The 18,768-nt window shown below is 43.5% G+C and carries 11 protein-coding genes; 4 read left to right on the top strand and 7 right to left on the bottom strand.

Translation table 11 applies throughout. The features are described from left to right. From K429_RS0100005 to K429_RS0100030, 6 genes are all read right to left on the bottom strand, one after another. On the bottom strand, positions 1-2,392 hold a 2,392-nt coding region (locus K429_RS0100005), incomplete at its 3' end, for a triple tyrosine motif-containing protein (RefSeq protein ID WP_025725645.1). A gap of 187 nt (positions 2,393-2,579) precedes the next feature. After that, on the bottom strand, positions 2,580-3,902 hold the full coding sequence (locus tag K429_RS0100010) for a glucoamylase family protein (protein ID WP_025725646.1): 1,323 nt from the start codon (positions 3,900-3,902) through the stop codon (positions 2,580-2,582). Positions 3,903-3,910: 8 nt separating this feature from the next. After that, positions 3,911-4,771 carry an endonuclease/exonuclease/phosphatase family protein gene (locus K429_RS0100015; protein WP_025725647.1) on the bottom strand — a complete coding sequence of 287 codons (861 nt, stop codon included), beginning with the start codon at positions 4,769-4,771 and terminating at the stop codon, positions 3,911-3,913. A gap of 26 nt (positions 4,772-4,797) precedes the next feature. Further along, entirely contained in the window at positions 4,798-7,119 is a 2,322-nt protein-coding gene (gene bglX / locus K429_RS0100020) for a beta-glucosidase BglX (protein ID WP_025725648.1), read from the bottom strand. Between the two features lie 107 nt (positions 7,120-7,226). Then, complete coding sequence (locus K429_RS0100025) at positions 7,227-8,693, bottom strand: RagB/SusD family nutrient uptake outer membrane protein (RefSeq protein ID WP_025725649.1); 1,467 nt, start codon at positions 8,691-8,693, stop codon at positions 7,227-7,229. Between the two features lie 28 nt (positions 8,694-8,721). Continuing rightward, complete coding sequence (locus K429_RS0100030) at positions 8,722-11,790, bottom strand: TonB-dependent receptor (RefSeq protein WP_025725650.1); 3,069 nt, start codon at positions 11,788-11,790, stop codon at positions 8,722-8,724. A 215-nt stretch (positions 11,791-12,005) separates the two neighbouring features. Between K429_RS0100030 and K429_RS0100035 the strand changes: the two genes are divergently transcribed. Continuing rightward, positions 12,006-12,233, top strand: a complete 228-nt coding sequence (locus K429_RS0100035) for a hypothetical protein (protein WP_025725651.1) — start codon at positions 12,006-12,008, stop codon at positions 12,231-12,233. A 69-nt stretch (positions 12,234-12,302) separates the two neighbouring features. Here the strand turns inward: K429_RS0100035 and K429_RS0100040 are convergent, their stop codons facing one another. Continuing rightward, positions 12,303-13,217 carry an AraC family transcriptional regulator gene (locus K429_RS0100040; RefSeq protein WP_007216965.1) on the bottom strand — a complete coding sequence of 305 codons (915 nt, stop codon included), beginning with the start codon at positions 13,215-13,217 and terminating at the stop codon, positions 12,303-12,305. 189 nt (positions 13,218-13,406) lie between these two features. On the opposite strand from K429_RS0100040, the gene K429_RS0100045 reads away from it, so the two are divergent. The 3 genes from K429_RS0100045 to K429_RS0100055 all read left to right on the top strand — a co-directional run bounded on the left by K429_RS0100045 (position 13,407) and on the right by K429_RS0100055 (position 18,767). After that, the gene (locus K429_RS0100045) at positions 13,407-14,831 is read left to right on the top strand and encodes an L-fucose/L-arabinose isomerase family protein (protein WP_007210756.1); all 1,425 of its coding nucleotides are present in this window, start codon (positions 13,407-13,409) and stop codon (positions 14,829-14,831) included. A 127-nt stretch (positions 14,832-14,958) separates the two neighbouring features. Next, positions 14,959-16,473 (top strand): alpha-L-fucosidase, encoded by a 1,515-nt coding sequence (locus K429_RS0100050; RefSeq protein WP_025725652.1) that lies wholly within the window; start codon positions 14,959-14,961, stop codon positions 16,471-16,473. Next, on the top strand, positions 16,470-18,767 hold the full coding sequence (locus tag K429_RS0100055; RefSeq protein ID WP_025725653.1) for an alpha-L-rhamnosidase C-terminal domain-containing protein: 2,298 nt from the start codon (positions 16,470-16,472) through the stop codon (positions 18,765-18,767). Before K429_RS0100050 ends, K429_RS0100055 begins: the two co-directional genes overlap by 4 nt. The last annotated feature ends 1 nt before the right edge of the window (position 18,768 follow it).

An 18,768-nucleotide genomic window follows, 5' to 3' on the forward strand; every position in this document is an offset into this window, starting at 1 on the left:
TTTCATTTTGCAGTTGCTCGTTCATCAAGCGCAGGCGTGTAGCTTCCTGAGATTTCATTCTACGCAAGTGCTTGGTTTGCAGACGTCGTTTCATTAGGTAGAAGGTGCCGAACAGAGTGGCGATAATGAGTAAGCAGCAGGTAAGATACCACCAGACAGTATTGTACCAGGGAGGAAGTACGTCGAACTCCAGAAGAGTGTCCGGTGAGTAATTGTTTAAGCCGTCCGTGGTACGCAGGCGAAGTATGTATTTGCCTTGCGGCAAGCGGGCGTAGGAAATGCTGTTCAGTCGCTTCGGGGCACTCCAGGTACTGTCCATTTCTTCCAGTTGGTATTGAACGAAAAGGTTTCCGGCAAAGGCGGCATTGACAGAGAAGCCGACAGTTACCGTATTGTCTTTATAGGGGATATGAATAGTTTTGTTGAGGTCCATGAAACCTGCATTCTGTTCTTTTCCGGCATGAATAAATTCCAGATTAGGGGCGGAAAGTTCCACGGTTTGCCGTTTGCTGCGATGAGAGTCATGGAGGATAAAACCTGCATCCAGGCAAATGAGTGAGAGGGAGTCGTTGAGAACGGAAATATTCTCATAAGCCGTGATGAGTGAAAGATTGTCAGCTTCCACCTTATATGCTTCGCGGATGCGGGCAATGTATCCGTCGTAGAAGAAACGGTAGACAGATGAGCCGGTGATGGCCCAGCTTTCTTCACTATCGATGGGAACGATACGTTTCAGATCGTGTATCGTTTCGAAACATCGGTTCAGATGCTGCTCAAGCTGCAAGTTGTCGTTGACCTCATCATAGATATAAAATTGATCATTGCCTAAGAATAGGATGCGTCCGCCCGATTTGAATAATTGCAGGCGGGCAGGGAGTGAGCTGTCCTTCTCATTACCGTAATACGTATAGTATCGGAAAGCGCTCTGTTCGTCATTCAGACGGCATTTGTAGACGCCGCGACTGCTGGTTTCCAACCAGATATTTCCCAAATGATCTACTTCGGCATTATAGATCGGGTCGGCGATCTGGCGCATGGAGTTTAGCTCTCCGGTAGTTCTGTTTAATATCAGGAGTTCATCATAGGTAATGATAATCTGTATTTGTTTTCCATTGATGGTTGCCTCCAGGGTGCGGAAGACTCCTGTATTGATGCGATACGGGTGACGGATATGGAGATCGGGAAGAATTTCCAGCAGTCCGTTAGTATGTGCGCAAAACAACCGTCCGTCTATTTTACGGAAGGACCATACCTGCCCCTGAGTGCCCTCTATCAATTTGAGGGAAGAAAACATATCCAGATCATTGAGCTTGTCATGGCGGGTGTAGTAAATTCCCTGATTCGTTCCGATGAGCAGATTGTCGTGCCAGATAGTAGCATCGTATATGCCGCCGAAGCCACCGTCTGTGGAACGGTAGTAACTTAAACCATCGGTATACCGGATGTAAGCGAGCCCACGGTCAAGGGCTACCCAGATGTTATTTTGATTATCTTCGTAAAGGGATAGAACGGTGTTATTCTGAAGAATGTTAGCAGTGGAGAAGTGATTGAGGATATTTCCATGGGTATCTACTTCATATATGCCACTGAGCTGTGTGCCCAGATAATAGGTGTTCCGTTTGGCGGAATAGATGGCGCAGTTTAGTTCCTGCCCTCTCAATTGTCGCGAGAGGGAGAGGTTCCAAGGGATAAAGTTCTTTTGATCGTAGATATAGATTGCACCGGTGGAAGTACCTACCAGATAACGGTCGGTATCGTAGGGTAGGATGACACGGGTAGTGGTGCCGTTCAGGAATTCGCTCCCAGGGATTTTGTTGAGTATGCCGTTGTGCAACTGATAAAGTGCACCATACATTTCTTGTACCCAGTATTCATTACGTACCTTCAGAAGAAGTAAAAAGGCGTTTGGCCCATCAACGGGAGTGATGGTATGGTGATCGTATACGTAGATATGACTGAAAGACTGGAAATACACTTTGTCGCCTTCTATCCAGATACGCCAGAAACTTTGGTTGTCGAGTGGGTTATCCCCATTGATTAATCCTTTCAGTGAAGTGTATTTCAGTTCTCCTGATTGGTCTCGATCCCAGCGTCCCAAGTCTTCGGAGCCCCCACTGTAAATGGTGTGGTGGGATTCTACGGCTATGGCACGTACGAGGCTGGCATCAGGTGTTTGAAAGAGTTTCCATTCCATGCCGTCGGATGCCAGCAGGCCGATGCTGTTACCGAAGTACATGATACCTTTCTCATCTTGCCCGATAGACCAATTCTTGTTGGCAGCGTGGTATTTGTCACGTGAGAGGTTGGTGACATAAGGCTTCTGGTTGGCGAGTATGGTGGCACATACAAAAAGGGACACACAGGTTATGATAATGTTTTTTCGGATGTCCATAATAGGTTGAATAAAGGTTAGAAAAGGTCATGACCTTATTGTTATTCTTGGGACAAAGATAATTAATTTAAGGTTAGAGTAAAAATATAGGGGATTTTCTTTATTCACCACAGAGTGACACAGAGTCTCACAGAGTTCAATCTATAAAAAACAAAAAAATGAGACTCTGTGTCACTCTGTGGTGAGCTTATTTAAACCCCAGCTTCTTCAGTCCGGTTTGCACATCGGGATGGCTCATGAATAGTTTCCACAGCAGGCCGGTACGGTAATTTTCTATCATTACAGCGATAGGTCCTTGGTCGATGGCAAGATAACGTTTAGGATACCAATCTTCCGTTTCGCTGAAAGCGTCATAGAAGCCATAAGGTCCCAATACCTTGTCTCCCATTCCATAGAGATAGCGCATCACTTCCAGTGAGTATTCCGGAGTATAGACAATGGAAGAAAGAGCGGCAGTGGGAGAGATGACTCCGTGATCTGCCGACTCGTTCGGAGCATGGGCAGAGTAGCCGTTGACAGAGTAACTGGCGGTCAGTCCCCAACAATCAGGACCAAAACCTTTCCACTGCTTTGGGTTGCGGATGCAATAGGCGCGGTTGATTAGAGTAAGATTGCGCATTTCATTGAAATAACCGGGACAATACTTATCAGATAAATTTGTCGGGTCCAGTCCGAGGAAAGAATAGTGTGCCCAAAAGAGGGGACCGGCTTCACAACCTTGATAGCGCAGGTGAAGTTCGATATCTTCTACCTTGTGGGGATCGACAATGGCGCCTTTCTCTGCCCAACCTTCATGATAAACAGCTGCGGGAATGCTGTGCGTGGGGGAGGCAGCGGCAAGAATATACATAATGAGACACTCGTTGTAACCGTGTACGGGGAAATTCATTTCCCAGCCGTATTCGGGACTCCAATGCCAATAGAGTACATTCTGATCGTTCCGGCGATAGAAATTCCAGTCAACTTCACGCCACAGTGTGTCGATGCGCCCGGCAAGGGCTTGTTCTGCGGGGGAGCCGTTGATGTAATATTGGTGTACGGCAAGCAGACCCTGCATCAGGAAAGCGGTTTCCACGAGGTCACCGCCGTTGTCTTTCTGTCCGAAAGGTTTTACCCGTCCGGTATCTCCGAACCACCAGTGCGGGTAGGCACCGTGGAAACGGTCGGCTGTTTCAAGAAAAGAGACGATGCGCTCCATGCGTGCCAGCCCTTCTTCACGGGTGACGTAACCGCGGTCGATGCCTGCCAACACAGCCATGATTCCGAAGCCACTGCCACCGGTGGTCACTACATTCTGGTCATCTTCGGGATAGATACCATCTATATGGATACGTTCGCATGCCAGTCCGCTATTAGGTTCGGCTCCTTCCCAAAAGTAATTGAAGGTACGGCGTTGCAGGGTGTCCATCAGTGCTTCGTCGCTTATCCGGTCCGGTTTTGCTGCCGGGCTTTTACATTGTGTAAAGCCCAGCAACAACAGGAGCAATAATAAGCTATATTGTGTCTTCATACCTATTTCTATCGAAGGATTACATCAACAAGTACGGGATCGTGATCAGAAAGGAAGCCATTCTCCGGCCTGTCCTGAATGACACGATAACGGTTCGTTTTCATGCCGCCGCTCACGAACACATAATCCAGCAAGACACGTTCTTCCAGCGGCAGTCGACCGAAATCATGGAAAGACCAGGATGGACCGTACGTAATGGCTGCCACCTTTGACGCATTTTCCATTCCTCCTTTTTCAAGAGTCTGCAGAGGTGTCTCGTCGGGAGTACAATTGAAGTCGCCGGTGATGATGGCTGGCATGTGCGGGGCAATCTCTTTAATCTTGTTCAGAATGAGTTGTACGCCTTCTTTACGCGCTATCTCTCCGTCGTTGTCCAAATGGGTGTTGAAGAATACCAACTTCTTCCCGTTACTCTTTTCTTGCAGTATGGCCCAGGTAGTAATACGGTTGTAGGAGGCGTCCCAGCCTTTGATGCCGATGGTTTCGGGCTGTTCACTAAGAGAGAAATTACCGTATTCCACCAATGTGAACCGGTGGCTGTTGAAGAATATCGGGCAATATTCGCCTGCTTCCTTGCCATCGTCACGTCCTACGCCTAAAGCGGTGTATTGGGGAAGACCTTGTTTCAGGTCTTCCATTTGATTGTGACGTACTTCCTGCATACCCAGCAGGTCGGGCTGATAGTAGGTAATCATTTGGCAGACGTTATCTTTGCGATATTTCCAGTTATTGGCACTGTCCGAAGGAGCATCTAGGCGAACATTAAAAGTCATCACCTCCAGTGGCTGTTCATTCTGTGCAGACTGGTTTTTGCAACTGCCGAGAAGCATCAGGCCACACACGCAGGTCAGTAAAGCTATGTGTTTCATGTTTCCTTTGTTTTTATTCTGAATTATCACTTTAAGCTCAAACGGGCTGTTTTTACATGCTGGCTGTTACCGCCGATCATTACATCAAAGTCTCCCGGTTCGGCTACATAGTTGAGATCATAGTCGTAGAAGTGCAACAATTCCGGGGTGATTTTGAAAGAGACCGTCTTACTCTCACCTGCTTTGAGGAAGATTTTTTCGAAGCCTTTCAACTCTTTCACCGGGCGGGTAATGCTTCCCACCAAGTCGCGGATATACAGTTGTACCACTTCCGCACCATCCCGCTTACCGGTATTGGTCACTGTAACTACAGCGGTTACAGAACCGTCCTGGTCCATTGCAGGAGCGCTCAAAGTAATGTCCCCGTATTGGAATGTGGTGTATGACAAACCGTAACCGAACGGATACAGTGGATCATTGTCAACATCCAGATAGTTACTGCGGAACTTCTCGAACCATTTACCTTCTTTCAAAGGGCGGCCAGTGTTCTTATGATTATAGAACAAAGGGATCTGCCCTACATTCTTCGGGAATGTCATGGTCAGTTTGCCACTTGGATTTACATCACCGAACAGTACATCGCCGATAGCATAGGCAGCTTCGCTTCCGCCGAACCATACATTCAGGATAGCGGGTACATTTTCCTGTTCCCAGGTCAGTGTCAATGGACGGCCAGTGAAGAGGGTCAATACAACCGGTTTTCCGGTCTTCAACAATGCTTCCAGTAATGTGCGTTGTACATCGGGAATATTCAGATCTGTCCGGCTTGAACTTTCTCCGCTCATTTCAGAAGATTCACCTAAAGCGGCAACGATGACATCTGCGTTTGTCGCTACCTTCAATGCTTCTTCCAGCATTTCCTTGTCTGTGCGGTTGTCACGGTTCAGCGAACGTCCGAACATGGTGGCGCGTTCTTCGTAAGCGGCGTCACTACTGAGGTTGCTGCCCTTGGCATAAGTGATGTTCACCTTACCTGCCATCATTTCTTTCAACCCTTCATATACAGAAGGGTAATCGTTGAGGCGTGCAGCTACACTCCATGTTCCCGGCATGTTGCTACGGGTATTTGCCAATGGACCTATAACGGCAACCGTACCTTTCTTTGCCAATGGCAATACAGGAGCCTGACCGGTTTTTGCCGGTTGATTCTTTAAAAGTACGAAGCTTTCACTTGCAATCTTGCGGGCAACATCACGGTGTTCTTTGGTGAAGATATCCCGTTTCGGGCGCTTCAGGTCACAATATTTGTAAGGGTTGTCAAACAATCCCAGCTTATACTTGGCCTCAAGGATACGGCGACAAGCCTTGTCCAGTGTTTCCATGTCAATCTTTCCTTCGGCTATAGACTTTTTAATGGTACCAATGAAGCCTTCGCTCACCATATCCATATCTACGCCTGCGTTGAGCGCACGTGCCGAAACTGTCTGTAAGTCACCGATACCATGCGCAACCATTTCAGAAATTCCAGTGAAGTCCGTCACTACAAAACCGTCGAATCCCCATTGTTTACGCAGTACATCGGTCATCAACCATTTGTTGGCTGTGGCGGGCACGCCGTCTATTTCATTGAAAGAAGCCATAACGCTACCTACACCAGCCTCTACAGCAGCCTGGTAAGGGTATAGGTATTCGTTGAACATGCGGTTGCGGCTCATATCCACAGTGTTATAATCGCGTCCGGCTTCTCCGGCTCCGTACAGAGCGAAGTGCTTTACGCATGCCATGATCTCATCGTTTCGTTTCAACTGATTGTTGAGGTCCACTCCCTGATACCCCGACACCATTGCTTTAGCGATGGCGCCTCCCAGGAACGGGTCTTCACCGTTACCCTCGCTGACACGTCCCCAGCGCGGATCACGACTGATATCTACCATCGGGCTGAATGTCCATGAGATGCCATCGGCACTGGCTTCGGTAGCAGCAATGCGGGCGGACTTTCTGATAGCGTCCATATCCCATGAGCAAGAGAGCCCCAATGGAATAGGGAAGATTGTTTCGTAGCCATGCACCACATCCATACCGAATATCAGGGGGATACCCAGGCGTGATTTCTCTATGGCAAGTTTCTGTATATCGCGGATCTTCTCTACTCCTTTCAGGTTGAGAAGTCCGCCTACCCATCCTTGCTCAATCTTTTTGGCTACATCGCTGTTCTGTGCTTGTCCGGTAATGATTTCACCGGAAACGGGCAGGTTTAGCTGACCGATTTTCTCTTCTACAGTCATCTTCTTCATCAGCGCGTCGATGAAGCGATCCATGTCCTGCGGAGCTTTTTGTGCCTGCATACCGGTAACACCCATCAGGGCAGTAGCCAGCAATAAGCTTGTTTTTCTGAAAACTTTCTTCATGATATGTTTTGTTTGGGCATTTATTTAAGTTTCGCAAGTTAATGATAATCCGGTGCAATCTGTATGTTGTTATCATTAACTTGCGAAAACTAAATTAATTCATAAGGTTACTCATCCTTCGGCTCTTTCAGCAAATCAGGAATCTGAGTATACTGGTTGAAAGGAAGCGGCAAAAGTGCCTTATCTTCAGACCAGCCTTTCAATTCTGTTTTTGCCAGACCGGTGCGTACAAGGTCGTTATAACGTTCGCCCCATTCGCACACCAACTCCATACGGCGTTCGTCGATAACTTGTTGGAAAGTTACATTGGTAAGTTCCGGCATCTTGGCACGTCTTCTTACTTCATTGAATGGAGCGTCACCATTCTTGCCATTTTTGATTTTCGCTTCGGCATTCATCAAGAGAACATCAGCATAGCGGAAAATACGTGCATTATTGTTTGTACCGTATTTCGTACGTCCCGGTGTTAATTGGTTCAGCGGGGTGTATGCTTTACCGTTCCAGCAGTCGGTCTTTTTCGGATCTACTTGCTCCCGGATATAATCACCGTCCGGTGTCGTTTCTCCTGCCAGCAGGAATGAAGTGGTGGCACGTATTGTCTCTCCACGAGCGTATGCCCAGTCACGGAAAGATTTCAGGATACCGCAGTCTCCCCAACCGCTGATGTCACTGCCGGAGTTATTGGGACCTTGACAAACAAACCATTGGTCACCATCAATCAGATCTCCGGAACCATTGCCGAAGTCAGTCATCTGACATTCGAATATAGACTCGTCACAGAGCTTTCCGGGAATCTTCCATAACTGGTAGAAGTCGGGATAGAGTGAGAAATTACCATGCTCAATAATATCGTTTGTCAGTTCTTCTACCTTTGCATAGTTACCCATGTTCAGATGAAACTTGGCAGCCAGCATCTCGGCAGAGAACGCTGTAACGGCTCCCTTGTGTTCACTTTGGTTCGGACGGATACGCGGCATATTATCAATGCCGTACTGCAAATCTTCCAATGCATATTTGTTTACCGCATTGGCAGTGGAGCGGCTCAAATCAACCTGATTATTGTCGCGGAGAATGGTAACTGGACCAAATGCCTGCACCAGACGATAGTAGGCATAAGCACGCATAAACATCACTTCACCACGATATGCCTTATAGTTTTTCATATCGCTATCGTTGGTGATATTCTCAGCGTACAGGTCTAACGATTCAATAGCTGCATTGGCAGTTTTGATAATATTGTAATATTGCATCCACAATTCGTTGAAGCCCCAGAAAGAATCATTATACTTATATTCGCTCAGGTTGTAATAGTCGCTGCCATTCCACTGGCCGCTAAATACGTCCTGGTCGCGAATCGTAGTAATTTCCCAGATCACCCAGTGCAAACCGCTGGTGCGAATCTTTGCATATACGCCTGATACCGGTTGGTACATATTGCTGATATTGGTATAATCCACCTTCTCTTCCGGCACTTTTCCTTCAGGCTCTTTGTCCAGAAAATCATTACAGGATGCGAACGATAATACCATCAAGGCGGACATTATATATATGAAAGGTCTTATTAATGTTTTCATTAGTTCTAAATTATTAATGGGTTATTTCTTAGAAATCAATTTTCAAACCTAAGGTGTAAGTCGATGTCAAAGGATATACTTCGGTATCCCAACCTTGGCTGTCGGACAATTCAGGAGTGAATGCGTTGGCCTTGAAAGTTGTGAACGGACGGTCGGCAGTCAGACTCAGGCGTAAGCCCGGCATGGTATAGTTACCAAACTTGAGGTTACGGAATGTATAACCAAGCGTAATATTCTGAATACGGAAGTAGTCGGCACTTTCTACAAAGTAAGAGCTATACTTCTGGTCGCTTACGTTCCAAGGTTTCAGCAGGGCGGCAGCCGACGGATTGGAGTTCGTGGAACCCGGGCCTGTCCAGCGTTTTTCATATTGGGCGCGGTCGAAGTTATAATTCTGTGAAGAATAACGAAGCGCACGTTTACGGTTGAACATCTGGGCACCGGCCTGTCCGTAGGTAGTCAGCTGGAAGTCGAGGTTCTTGTAGTTAAGGCCGAGGTTGATACCGTAAGTAAAATTAGGAATATAAGAACCTAATGTAGTACGGTCATTTCCGTCAAGAACATTGTTTCCATCGAGGTCGGCATACTTTAAGTCGCCCGGTACACAACCGTTGGCCACTGCAATAGGATCAGCGGCAATTTCTGCCTCTGTCTGATAAACACCTATCATTTTGAATCCGTAGAATGAGTTCATTTCTTTACCTACTATATTAACGGTCTTACCGCCTCTGATGATACTGTTACCGTTCAGGTCTTTCACGCGGTTTCTCAAAGTAGAGATGTTTACACCGATATTGTATGAGAAGTCTCTACCGATTTTATCGTTCCAGTTGGCACTTACATCGATACCGGAGTTGAGAATCTTACCATAGTTTCCGGCAAGGGTGGTGGTGCTGAATGGGAGTAGTGGAGCGATCACAGCATTATTAGTCATACGGTGATAATAGTCAACGTCGATATTCAGACGGTTGTTGAGGGTAATAAAGTTTATACCTGCATTCCATTCTTCAACAACTTCCCACTTCAGCCAACTGAAGTATGTACTGTTCTGATAACCTGCAATGGTTGAATTACCAAATACACCGGATGCAGCGTTACCGGTCGCGATAGAAGCGAAACCGTCGCTTGCTGCTACTTGGTCGTTACCCAGTTTACCCCAGCTTGCACGCAGTTTCAGGAAGTCAATCCATTTCTGGTCTTTCAAGAATGATTCTTCGGACAGAACCCAGGCTGCACCTACTGAAGGGAAGTAACCCCAATGTTCCTGATATTTGCTGGAACCATCGGCACGCATTGTGAACATCAACAGATATTTGTCATCATAGTTGTAGTTCAGACGGGCGAAGTAAGAAACACCTCTATAGCAGTAACCGTCGTCTTTTACGGTAGCACCTGCTGCGTCACCGTTCTTGATGTACCAGTATTCGTCTGCTCCATCGGGAACGTTGCTTGCTTTACCTTCGAACATACGCCATTGTTCCTGACGCATGGAGTAACCTGCCATGGCGCCGAATCTGTGTTTGCCCCATTGGTCATTATAAGTCAGGGTATTATCCCAGATATAGTTGTAATACTTGTTTTCGTTCTTTGTAAGCTGAGTGGTGGCTGATTGTTGCCAGCTGCTTACGTAGTATTTCGGAGTAAACTCACGACCTTGGGTAGAGAGGAAACTATAGGAATAGTTCGTCTTGAAATTCAATTTGCTGGGAATAAAATCAATCTGAGCGTAGAAGTTGCTTAATACCTGATAGTTTTCTTTGCTTGAATCGAAATACTTGGCAGTTGCGACAGGATTATAGAAGTTTGATGTATAACCGATTGCATCCGGAGAACCAAATTTGTCAGGGAAAGACTTTTCATTGTACTTGTCATCATAAAGAGCTACGATGGGAGGACAGTTGAATGCTTTCTGCCATGCCTGATTGTTAGGCACTTGTTGTGTGGAGTTACTAAACACACCGTTGAAACCGACTTTCAGCCAGTTCGTAGCATCATAATCGACAGAACCACGGAAGTTCATACGTTTGTAGTTGTTGTCAACATCCATAATACCATCTTGATACAAATAGCTTACGCCGACAGCATACACCGCTTTTTCGGAACCACCGTTAATGTTTAAACTGTGGTTTGTGATAGCGGCAGTGCGCAGAAGCTGGTCGTACCAGTCGTTGTCTGCTCCAAAAGTCCAATTATGGAAGTCGGGGTCATCATAACTACCGCCGTATTTGTCGATGGATTGTGTGAAGTGAGTCTTATAGGAGTCGAAGTTACCTTCGAGAAGCATAGTTGCATATTCGTGTGCATTACAGAGTTCGAGCACATTGGATGCTTTCTGGATACCTACATAACCATCATAAGTGATCTTTGCTTTCTGGTTACGCGAACCTTTTTTGGTGGTGATGAGAACTACACCGTTTGCAGCGCGTACACCATAGATAGCGGCAGCCGAAGCATCTTTCAGAATAGACATTTCCTGAATATCCGCGTTGTTCAGGAAGTTGATGTTGTCGTAGAACATACCATCTACAACGAACAGCGGCTTACTGTTGGAGAATGAACCGATACCACGGATCTGTACGGTAGGGCCTTCACCTGGAGCACCATTATTTACGATATTGACACCGGGAACTTTTCCTTGGAGGGCTGCCATAGGAGTAGTAGAAGGTACGGCAGTCAGGGCCTCACCTTTAACTACGGTAATGGGAGCCGTCAGGTCTTTGGCCTTTGCAGCACCATAACCGATTACGATAATTTCTTCCAACTGCTGTGAATCCTCTTTCAATGTCACATTGATAGCCGAACGTCCGTTCACTTTTATATCTTGCGGTAACATACCTATATAACTAAAAGTGAGTGTTCCGTTTTCCGGAACGTTCGTTAATGTATATTTACCGTCTAAATCGGTAACTACACCGTTGCTGGTACCTTGCACGAGGATGGATACACCAATCAGTGCGTCACCCGATGTGTCGGTTACGGTACCTGTTACTGTTCTTGTCTGGGAGAGTACGGGCATTGCTACCAATATGAGGCACGCCGTCAAGAATAGATTCTTTAGCCATAAGGCTTTTTTCAGAAGATGTGTTTTACTCTTCATCGCATTAAATTTTTTTAGGTGGATAACTCTTTTTGTTTTCTTCTTAGCTCTGCGCAGTGCTCGAATTAAACTTCATCGCAAATGTAGAAATTTCGATGTGCGAACTACAAAAAAGATATTCACCACCAATACATATCCCTGATTTTTAACAAATCGGGGACTACTCATTTACTACTCAAATCAATTTAATGCATTGTTTATGAGATGAATAAAGAGTGAATATAGAAATAACTATTTCCAGAAGAAACTTCTCTAGTGTAACAGATACTCTGTTTACTACACTAATCCCTCTTGAAGAATATAAGTTGGATAAAAAGAAATTCAAGGAGGTTGTGTTGTCTAATGATGAACCTTTTGGTGGATGGGGATTTGGAATGAGTAATATTTTATACATTAACCAAGTGTTTTTGTTTGTTGTAGTACATTCTGTTGCGTTTTTATAGGCAAGCTGCTTTCACTGCGTCTTAATTTTGTTTTTTCGGAGATAAAGACTGCAGATGTAGTGAAAGTGGCTAATTGTGTCTTAAATCGTTGGAAATGTGTTTTCCCTGTGCTAAGTTTCTATATTCCAAAGGCGAATAGCCAGTTCGTTTCTTGAAAAGAATACAGAAATAATAAGGTGTGTCAAAACCTACTTCGAAAGCAATCTCCTGACTGGTCATGGTGGTATTTGCCAGCAATTCCTTACTTGTCTGTAACCGTAGTTCTTCTTTGTATCTGGATGGGGAAAATCCGGTATATTGTTTGAAAACCTTTCGGAAACAGGAATAGCTCATGTTAATTTTAGTGGCTATATCTTTCGGTGTAATTTCTGTTTTATAATTTTCAGCGATAAGATGTTTAGCTGTATTTATCTGATCAAGCACATTCATATTTATAAATGAATTCTGTTTATGCTCTGAATAGGTATAGCCAAGTAGAAGATGGACTATTCCCGCAAGTATTTGCTGGAATCCTGTAGTCTGTTCTTGTGCCACGTTGGCTGCCTGTTTGTATAATTGAATTACATTCTCATTTAATCCGATGTTGAAGATAGGATTGTCTTTTCGGAAGAAATCTACTTCAACTAACTTCTCTATGTCCTGTCCATTGAAGCCAATCCAATATTCGTACCATCCTGTTTCTTTATCGGGTTTGTAGCTATGCCATTCGCCGGGAAAAAGTAAAATCATGTGGCCGCTATGTATCTGCATTTTCTTCTTATTCATAGATACGAATGTTCCTTTTCCGTCGAGAATATAAATCAGTTGGTACTCATTGAGTATTCTTCCTTTCTCCGGAGAGAAAAGATAATGAAACGGATGACTGGCTGATGGGTAGACAGAATTTGGCTTAATTAGCTGATGACCTACTGTGTTGACCGTTAATCCCCATCGAGTATCCTGCTCGCTGGAGGAGAGATATTTTACATTTGAAGTTCCGCTCATAGGGGGTAATATTTAGTTTATTATAATATAGGCAAATATAAATATTTAAGATTTATTTGTTAATAGCATATCAGATAAATAATAGGACATATTCGACATGTGTTGAAAAAGTAATATCTATATAGCAAAAAGTAATATGTTACTTTATGGTGATGGCCTATTTTTGTATGCGAAATAAAAAAATAGTATATGCAGAGTCAGTTAAAAATTGGTCTTTTCGGCACTGGTCTTGATACCTATTGGGGGCAGTTTGATGGATTATTGGATGTCTTGAACATATATCAAGGCAGAATAAGAGAGCGAATAAAGAAGCAACACAATATTACGGTTGTTGATGAGGGAATGGTTGATAGTCCGGAAAAGGCATTATCGGCTGCATCCTCTTTTATGAGAGAAGAAGTCGATCTAATATTTCTATATGTTGCTACATATTCTCTTTCATCTACAGTGCTTCCGATAGCACAAAGATTAAATTGCCCTATAATCGTTTTAAATCTTCAACCTGTTCCGGCTATTGATTATAACTATATCAATTCGATGAAAGACCGAGGTGGCATGACAGGATTTTGGTTAGCTCATTGTCAGGCTTGTTCGGTTCCCGAAATAGGCAATGTTTTTAATCGCGCCAATTTAAGGTACGATTTTGTAACAGGATATTTAGAGGATGTCGATTCATGGAATGAGATAGACGGATGGATAGAAGCTGCACGTGTACGATCTGTGATGAAAAATAATAGGCTTGGTGTACTTGGACATTACTATTGTGGAATGCTTGATGTATATACCGACTTGACTCAGCAATCTTCAGTCTTTGGTACACATATAGAGATTGTAGAGATGTGTGAGGTTAAGAAGTATAGAGATACTGTCAGTACGGAAGAATTGGTGGCTAAAATAGATGAATTTAATAGATGTTTTGAGATAACTTCCGAATGTGAAGAAGCAGAAGTGGTACGTGCTGCCAAAACATCGGTTGCCTTAGATAAACTTATTGCAAATCATAGGCTTGGCTCAATGGCCTATTACTTTGAAGGGAGTGATGATAAAAGTTATGAAGACATTGTGACTTCTGTAATAGCAGGACATACATTACTTACCGGAAAAGGTATCCCTATTGCCGGTGAATGTGAAGTAAAAAATGTACAGGCCATGAAAATCATGTCGGAGTTTGGAGTAGGTGGTTCCTTTTCAGAGTTTTATGCTATGGATTTTAATGACGATATTGTTATGTTAGGGCACGACGGACCTGCTCATTTTGCAATAGCCCAAGAAAGAGTTAAGCTTGTGCCATTGGCTATATATCACGGTAAGCCAGGTAAAGGTCTTTCTATTCAAATGAGTGTAAGACACGGTGCGGTGACTTTATTGGCAGTATGCGAGAATAAAAATGGAATTTTCTTTCTTGTGGCTCAAGGAGAATCGGTTTCTGGTCCTGTTCTGGAAATTGGTAATACCAATAGTCGTTATCATTTTTCGATTGGTGCAAAGGAATTTATGAATAAATGGAGTAAGGAAGGGCCTTCTCATCATTGTGCAATAGGAATAGGACACATTGCGGATAAGATTGAAAAATTGGCATTCCTATTAAATATACCGGTAATAAGGATTTGTTAACAATGCCTGTTTTGTGCTATCTTCCGTCTGATTCGTACTTTCTGTATAATGAGACTTTTCGTACTTTTGTATTCATATATAATTGGGTGTATGCTTTAAATAATTGTAACTTTAAAAGAATAGTTTGATGAAAAACGCATTATTTATTTTGTGCTTATTTCTGTTTCCTTTGGAAATGGTAGCTCAGTTTGAAAACTATAAGATGGATTGGACTAAGATATCCAATGAGTCTCAGTATAATTCAGAGCCCGAGTGGTTGAAAGATGCCAAGTTTGGTATCTATTTCCATTGGGGTGTTTATTCTGTTCCGGCATATTCGTATGAATGGTATCCAAGGCTGATGTTTATGGAGAATCGGAAGGAATACAAATATCATAAAGAACATTATGGTGATCCGAAGAAAGTAGGATATGAAGCTCTGGTGCCATTGTTTAAAGCTGAAAAATTTAATGCAAAAGAGTGGGTCGATTTATTCCAGTTGGCAGGTGCTAAATTTGCAGGACCGGTGGCAGAGCATCATGACGGTTTCGCTATGTGGGATACGCAAACTACTCCTTGGAATTCAGTATTGATGGGTCCCAAAAAAGATATTGTTGGCGAGATTCAGCAAGAGATAAAGAAACATGGAATGAAGTTGATAACAACATTCCATCATGCTCGTTTACTTCAACGTTATAAGAATGATGTCAATCGTACGAAAACTCCTGATTTTTGGGATATGTGGGATAGTCACTTCCCGTATTTGGAAAATATGCCTACTTCTTCGAATAACCCGATGTTACGTTTACTTTATGGTAATGTAACGCCTGAGGAGTTCTACGAGCCAATATGGTTTGGAGCTTTAAAAGAAGTGATAGACAAGTATAGTCCAGATGTAATTTGGTTTGATGCATGGTTGGATATGATACCGGAGGAATATTTATATAAATTTGCCGAATATTATATCAAAGAGGCAAAGAAAAAAGGCAAGGAGGTAACTATCTGCCGTAAGCAAGGTGATTTGCCACTGAATGTAAGTATTGAGAATCTTGAAAAATCGAGGAAGCAAAACATAGAACCACGGTTATGGATGACTGACGAAACTATCAGTACGGATAGTTGGAGTTACACAGAGAATATGGAACTAAAGACATCTAAAGATTTAATAGATGTCTTAGTGGATATAGTAAGTAAAAATGGTGTATTGTTGCTGAATGTTTCCCCGCGTGCTGATGGTACAATCCCAGTGGAACAGAAAGATATACTACTTTCGATAGGAGAGTGGCTGAAAGTGAATGGAGAAGCCATTTACAATACGAGACCTTGGTATATGTATGGAGAAGGCCCCACAACTCAGCCGGAAGGAGATTTCAAGAATCACAAAGAATTCTTGAAAGTAAAATATTCCTCGAATGATATTCGCTATACTACAAAGGAAAATATAGTTTATGCGATAACTTTGGGAATGCCCAAAGCTGGGACTTCATTGTTACTAAAAGGATTTGCCGGGGCATCTGTACCTTCCTCTGTGAAAGTAAAGAATGTGAGAGTGCTGGGAAGTAATCAAGTTATTAAGTGGAAAGAAACTCCTGAAGGTTTGCAAGTTGAAACGCCAATAATGGAAGGTGACAAAGCCATCAGCTTTAAGATAGAGTGTGAATGAAATTTATCGTAACTTTACTCCTGTGCTTGGTCAGCCTTTCATCATTTGGCTATGACTGGAAAGCCTATTGGATTAGTACGGATGCTTGTCAAAGTGAACCTAACACTTGGTTGAGTTATCGCAAAACCGTTCATATAGTGCAGGTTCCCGATGAGGCTATAGCTCGCATTGCGGCTGATAGTAAATATTGGCTTTGGATAAACGATAATCTGGTGGTATTTGAAGGCGGTTTAAAGCGGGGACCTAATCCGGAAGATACCTATTATGATGAAGTAGATATTGCTCCTTATCTAAAAGCAGGTTCGAATACAATTGCCGCTTTAGTCTGGTATTTCGGTAAACAAGGATTCTCACATAATAGCAGTGGGAAGGCGGGGTTTCTATTTGATTGCCAAACTTCAGGTATCGAGATCATAAGTGATAATAGCTGGACATGTTGTATTAACGAGGCTTATTCAACGTGTTCTGGGCCAAAGCCTAATTTCCGTTTGTCCGAATCTAGTATTCTTTACGATGCTCGTAAGGAAATGGAGGGATGGGTCACTCAGTCTTTTAAATCCTCCTTTCCAGGGGCTTCAAAGCTACAGAAGGCTGGAGGTGCACCTTGGAATAAATTAGTTAAAAGGCCTATCCCTTTATGGAAAGATTTCGGCCTGAAAAATTATGTGAAGTCATATAAAAGTAAGGATACTCTGATATGTGTGCTACCTTATAATGCCCAGTTTACACCTTATATTAAAATAAAATCACCAGAAGGTTGCAGGATAGTAATGGGGACAGATAATTACTATTATTATAATGGAGCTACCGAAAATCTTCGGGCGGAATACATAACGAAGGCAGGTATACAGGAGTATGAGAGTTTAGGATGGATGAATGGGCACCGGATGTATTATTTCATTCCTGAAGAAGTGGAAGTGTTGGATGTGAAATATCGGGAAACAGGATATGATTGTGATCTTGCCGGAAGCTTCTATTCTTCAGATGCCTTCTTGAATCAACTTTGGCGGAAATCATTACGTACGTTGTATGTTACAATGCGTGATACCTATATGGATTGCCCCGAACGAGAACGTGCCCAATGGACAGGCGATGCAGTGAATGAATCGGGCGAATCTTTTTATGCTCTTTCTCCTTCCAGTCATGCACTAACTAAGAAATGGCTTTGTGAAATCATTGACTGGCAACAAGATGATGGTAGTATATTTGCTCCGGTCCCTGCCGGTAACTGGCGCCTGGAACTTCCTGGGCAGACATTGGCCTCTGTGGGTTATTATGGCGCTTGGAACTATTACTTACATACCGGGGATAAAGTAACCCTGCATCATTTGTATCCAGCAATTAAGAGATATATGGAACTGTGGAAAGAGAATGAAACGGGTGTTGTGTCTTTTCGGAATGTTGGATGGGTATGGGGCGACTGGGGAAGTGAACGAGACATGTTTCTTCTGATTAATGTCTGGTATTATTTAGCATTGAAAGGTATGTATCAGATGGCATTGGAATTGGGATACACAAATGATGCGGACAGCTATATTCGCCGGATGACTTCTTTTAAGAATGCGTTTAATACACATTACTGGACGGGTATAGCTTATCGTGACTCTTCATATAAGGGCAAAACAGATGATAGGGTACAAGCATTGGCCGTTGTTGCAGGACTTGCCGATAAAGATAAGTATGAGGCATTATTGAACATCTTCAAGACTGAAAAACACTCAAGTCCTTATATGGAGAAGTATGTTTTTGAAGCCATGATGATGATGGGATACGAAGTTGAGGCATTGGCCAGGCATAAAGAACGAATGAAGTATATGGTGGAAGATCCTTATTTCTCTACTCTCTTTGAACATTGGAATATAGGAATCGAAGGATATGCTGCCGGTACCGTAAATCATGCATGGACAGGAGGAGGTTTAACCATTTTATCGCAATATCTGTGTGGTATAGCCCCGCTAAAACCAGGATATGAACAGATTGCCATTGTACCTCAACCGGGAAATATACGACAGGCCAAGGCTGAGGTTGCATCTGTAAAAGGAATGATTAAAAGCTCGTTTGTTCAAGAAGAGAAAGGGATTACGATCGATGTAAAAACTCCTGCTGATATACCTACTGTAGTGGGCGTTCCTATTAATAATACTAAAGAAATTAGAGTAAATGGTACATTGATATGGAAACAAGGTGCATATAGAATTAACCGGGTAGCGTTGGCTTATGAGGATGATTCGCAAACGCATATCAAGTTTTTGGTCAGAGGTGGGAATTATATGTTTCAATCAATAAATCATTAAA

Source organism: Bacteroides sp. 14(A), from assembly GCF_000526555.1.
Lineage (GTDB): Bacteria > Bacteroidota > Bacteroidia > Bacteroidales > Bacteroidaceae > Bacteroides > Bacteroides cellulosilyticus.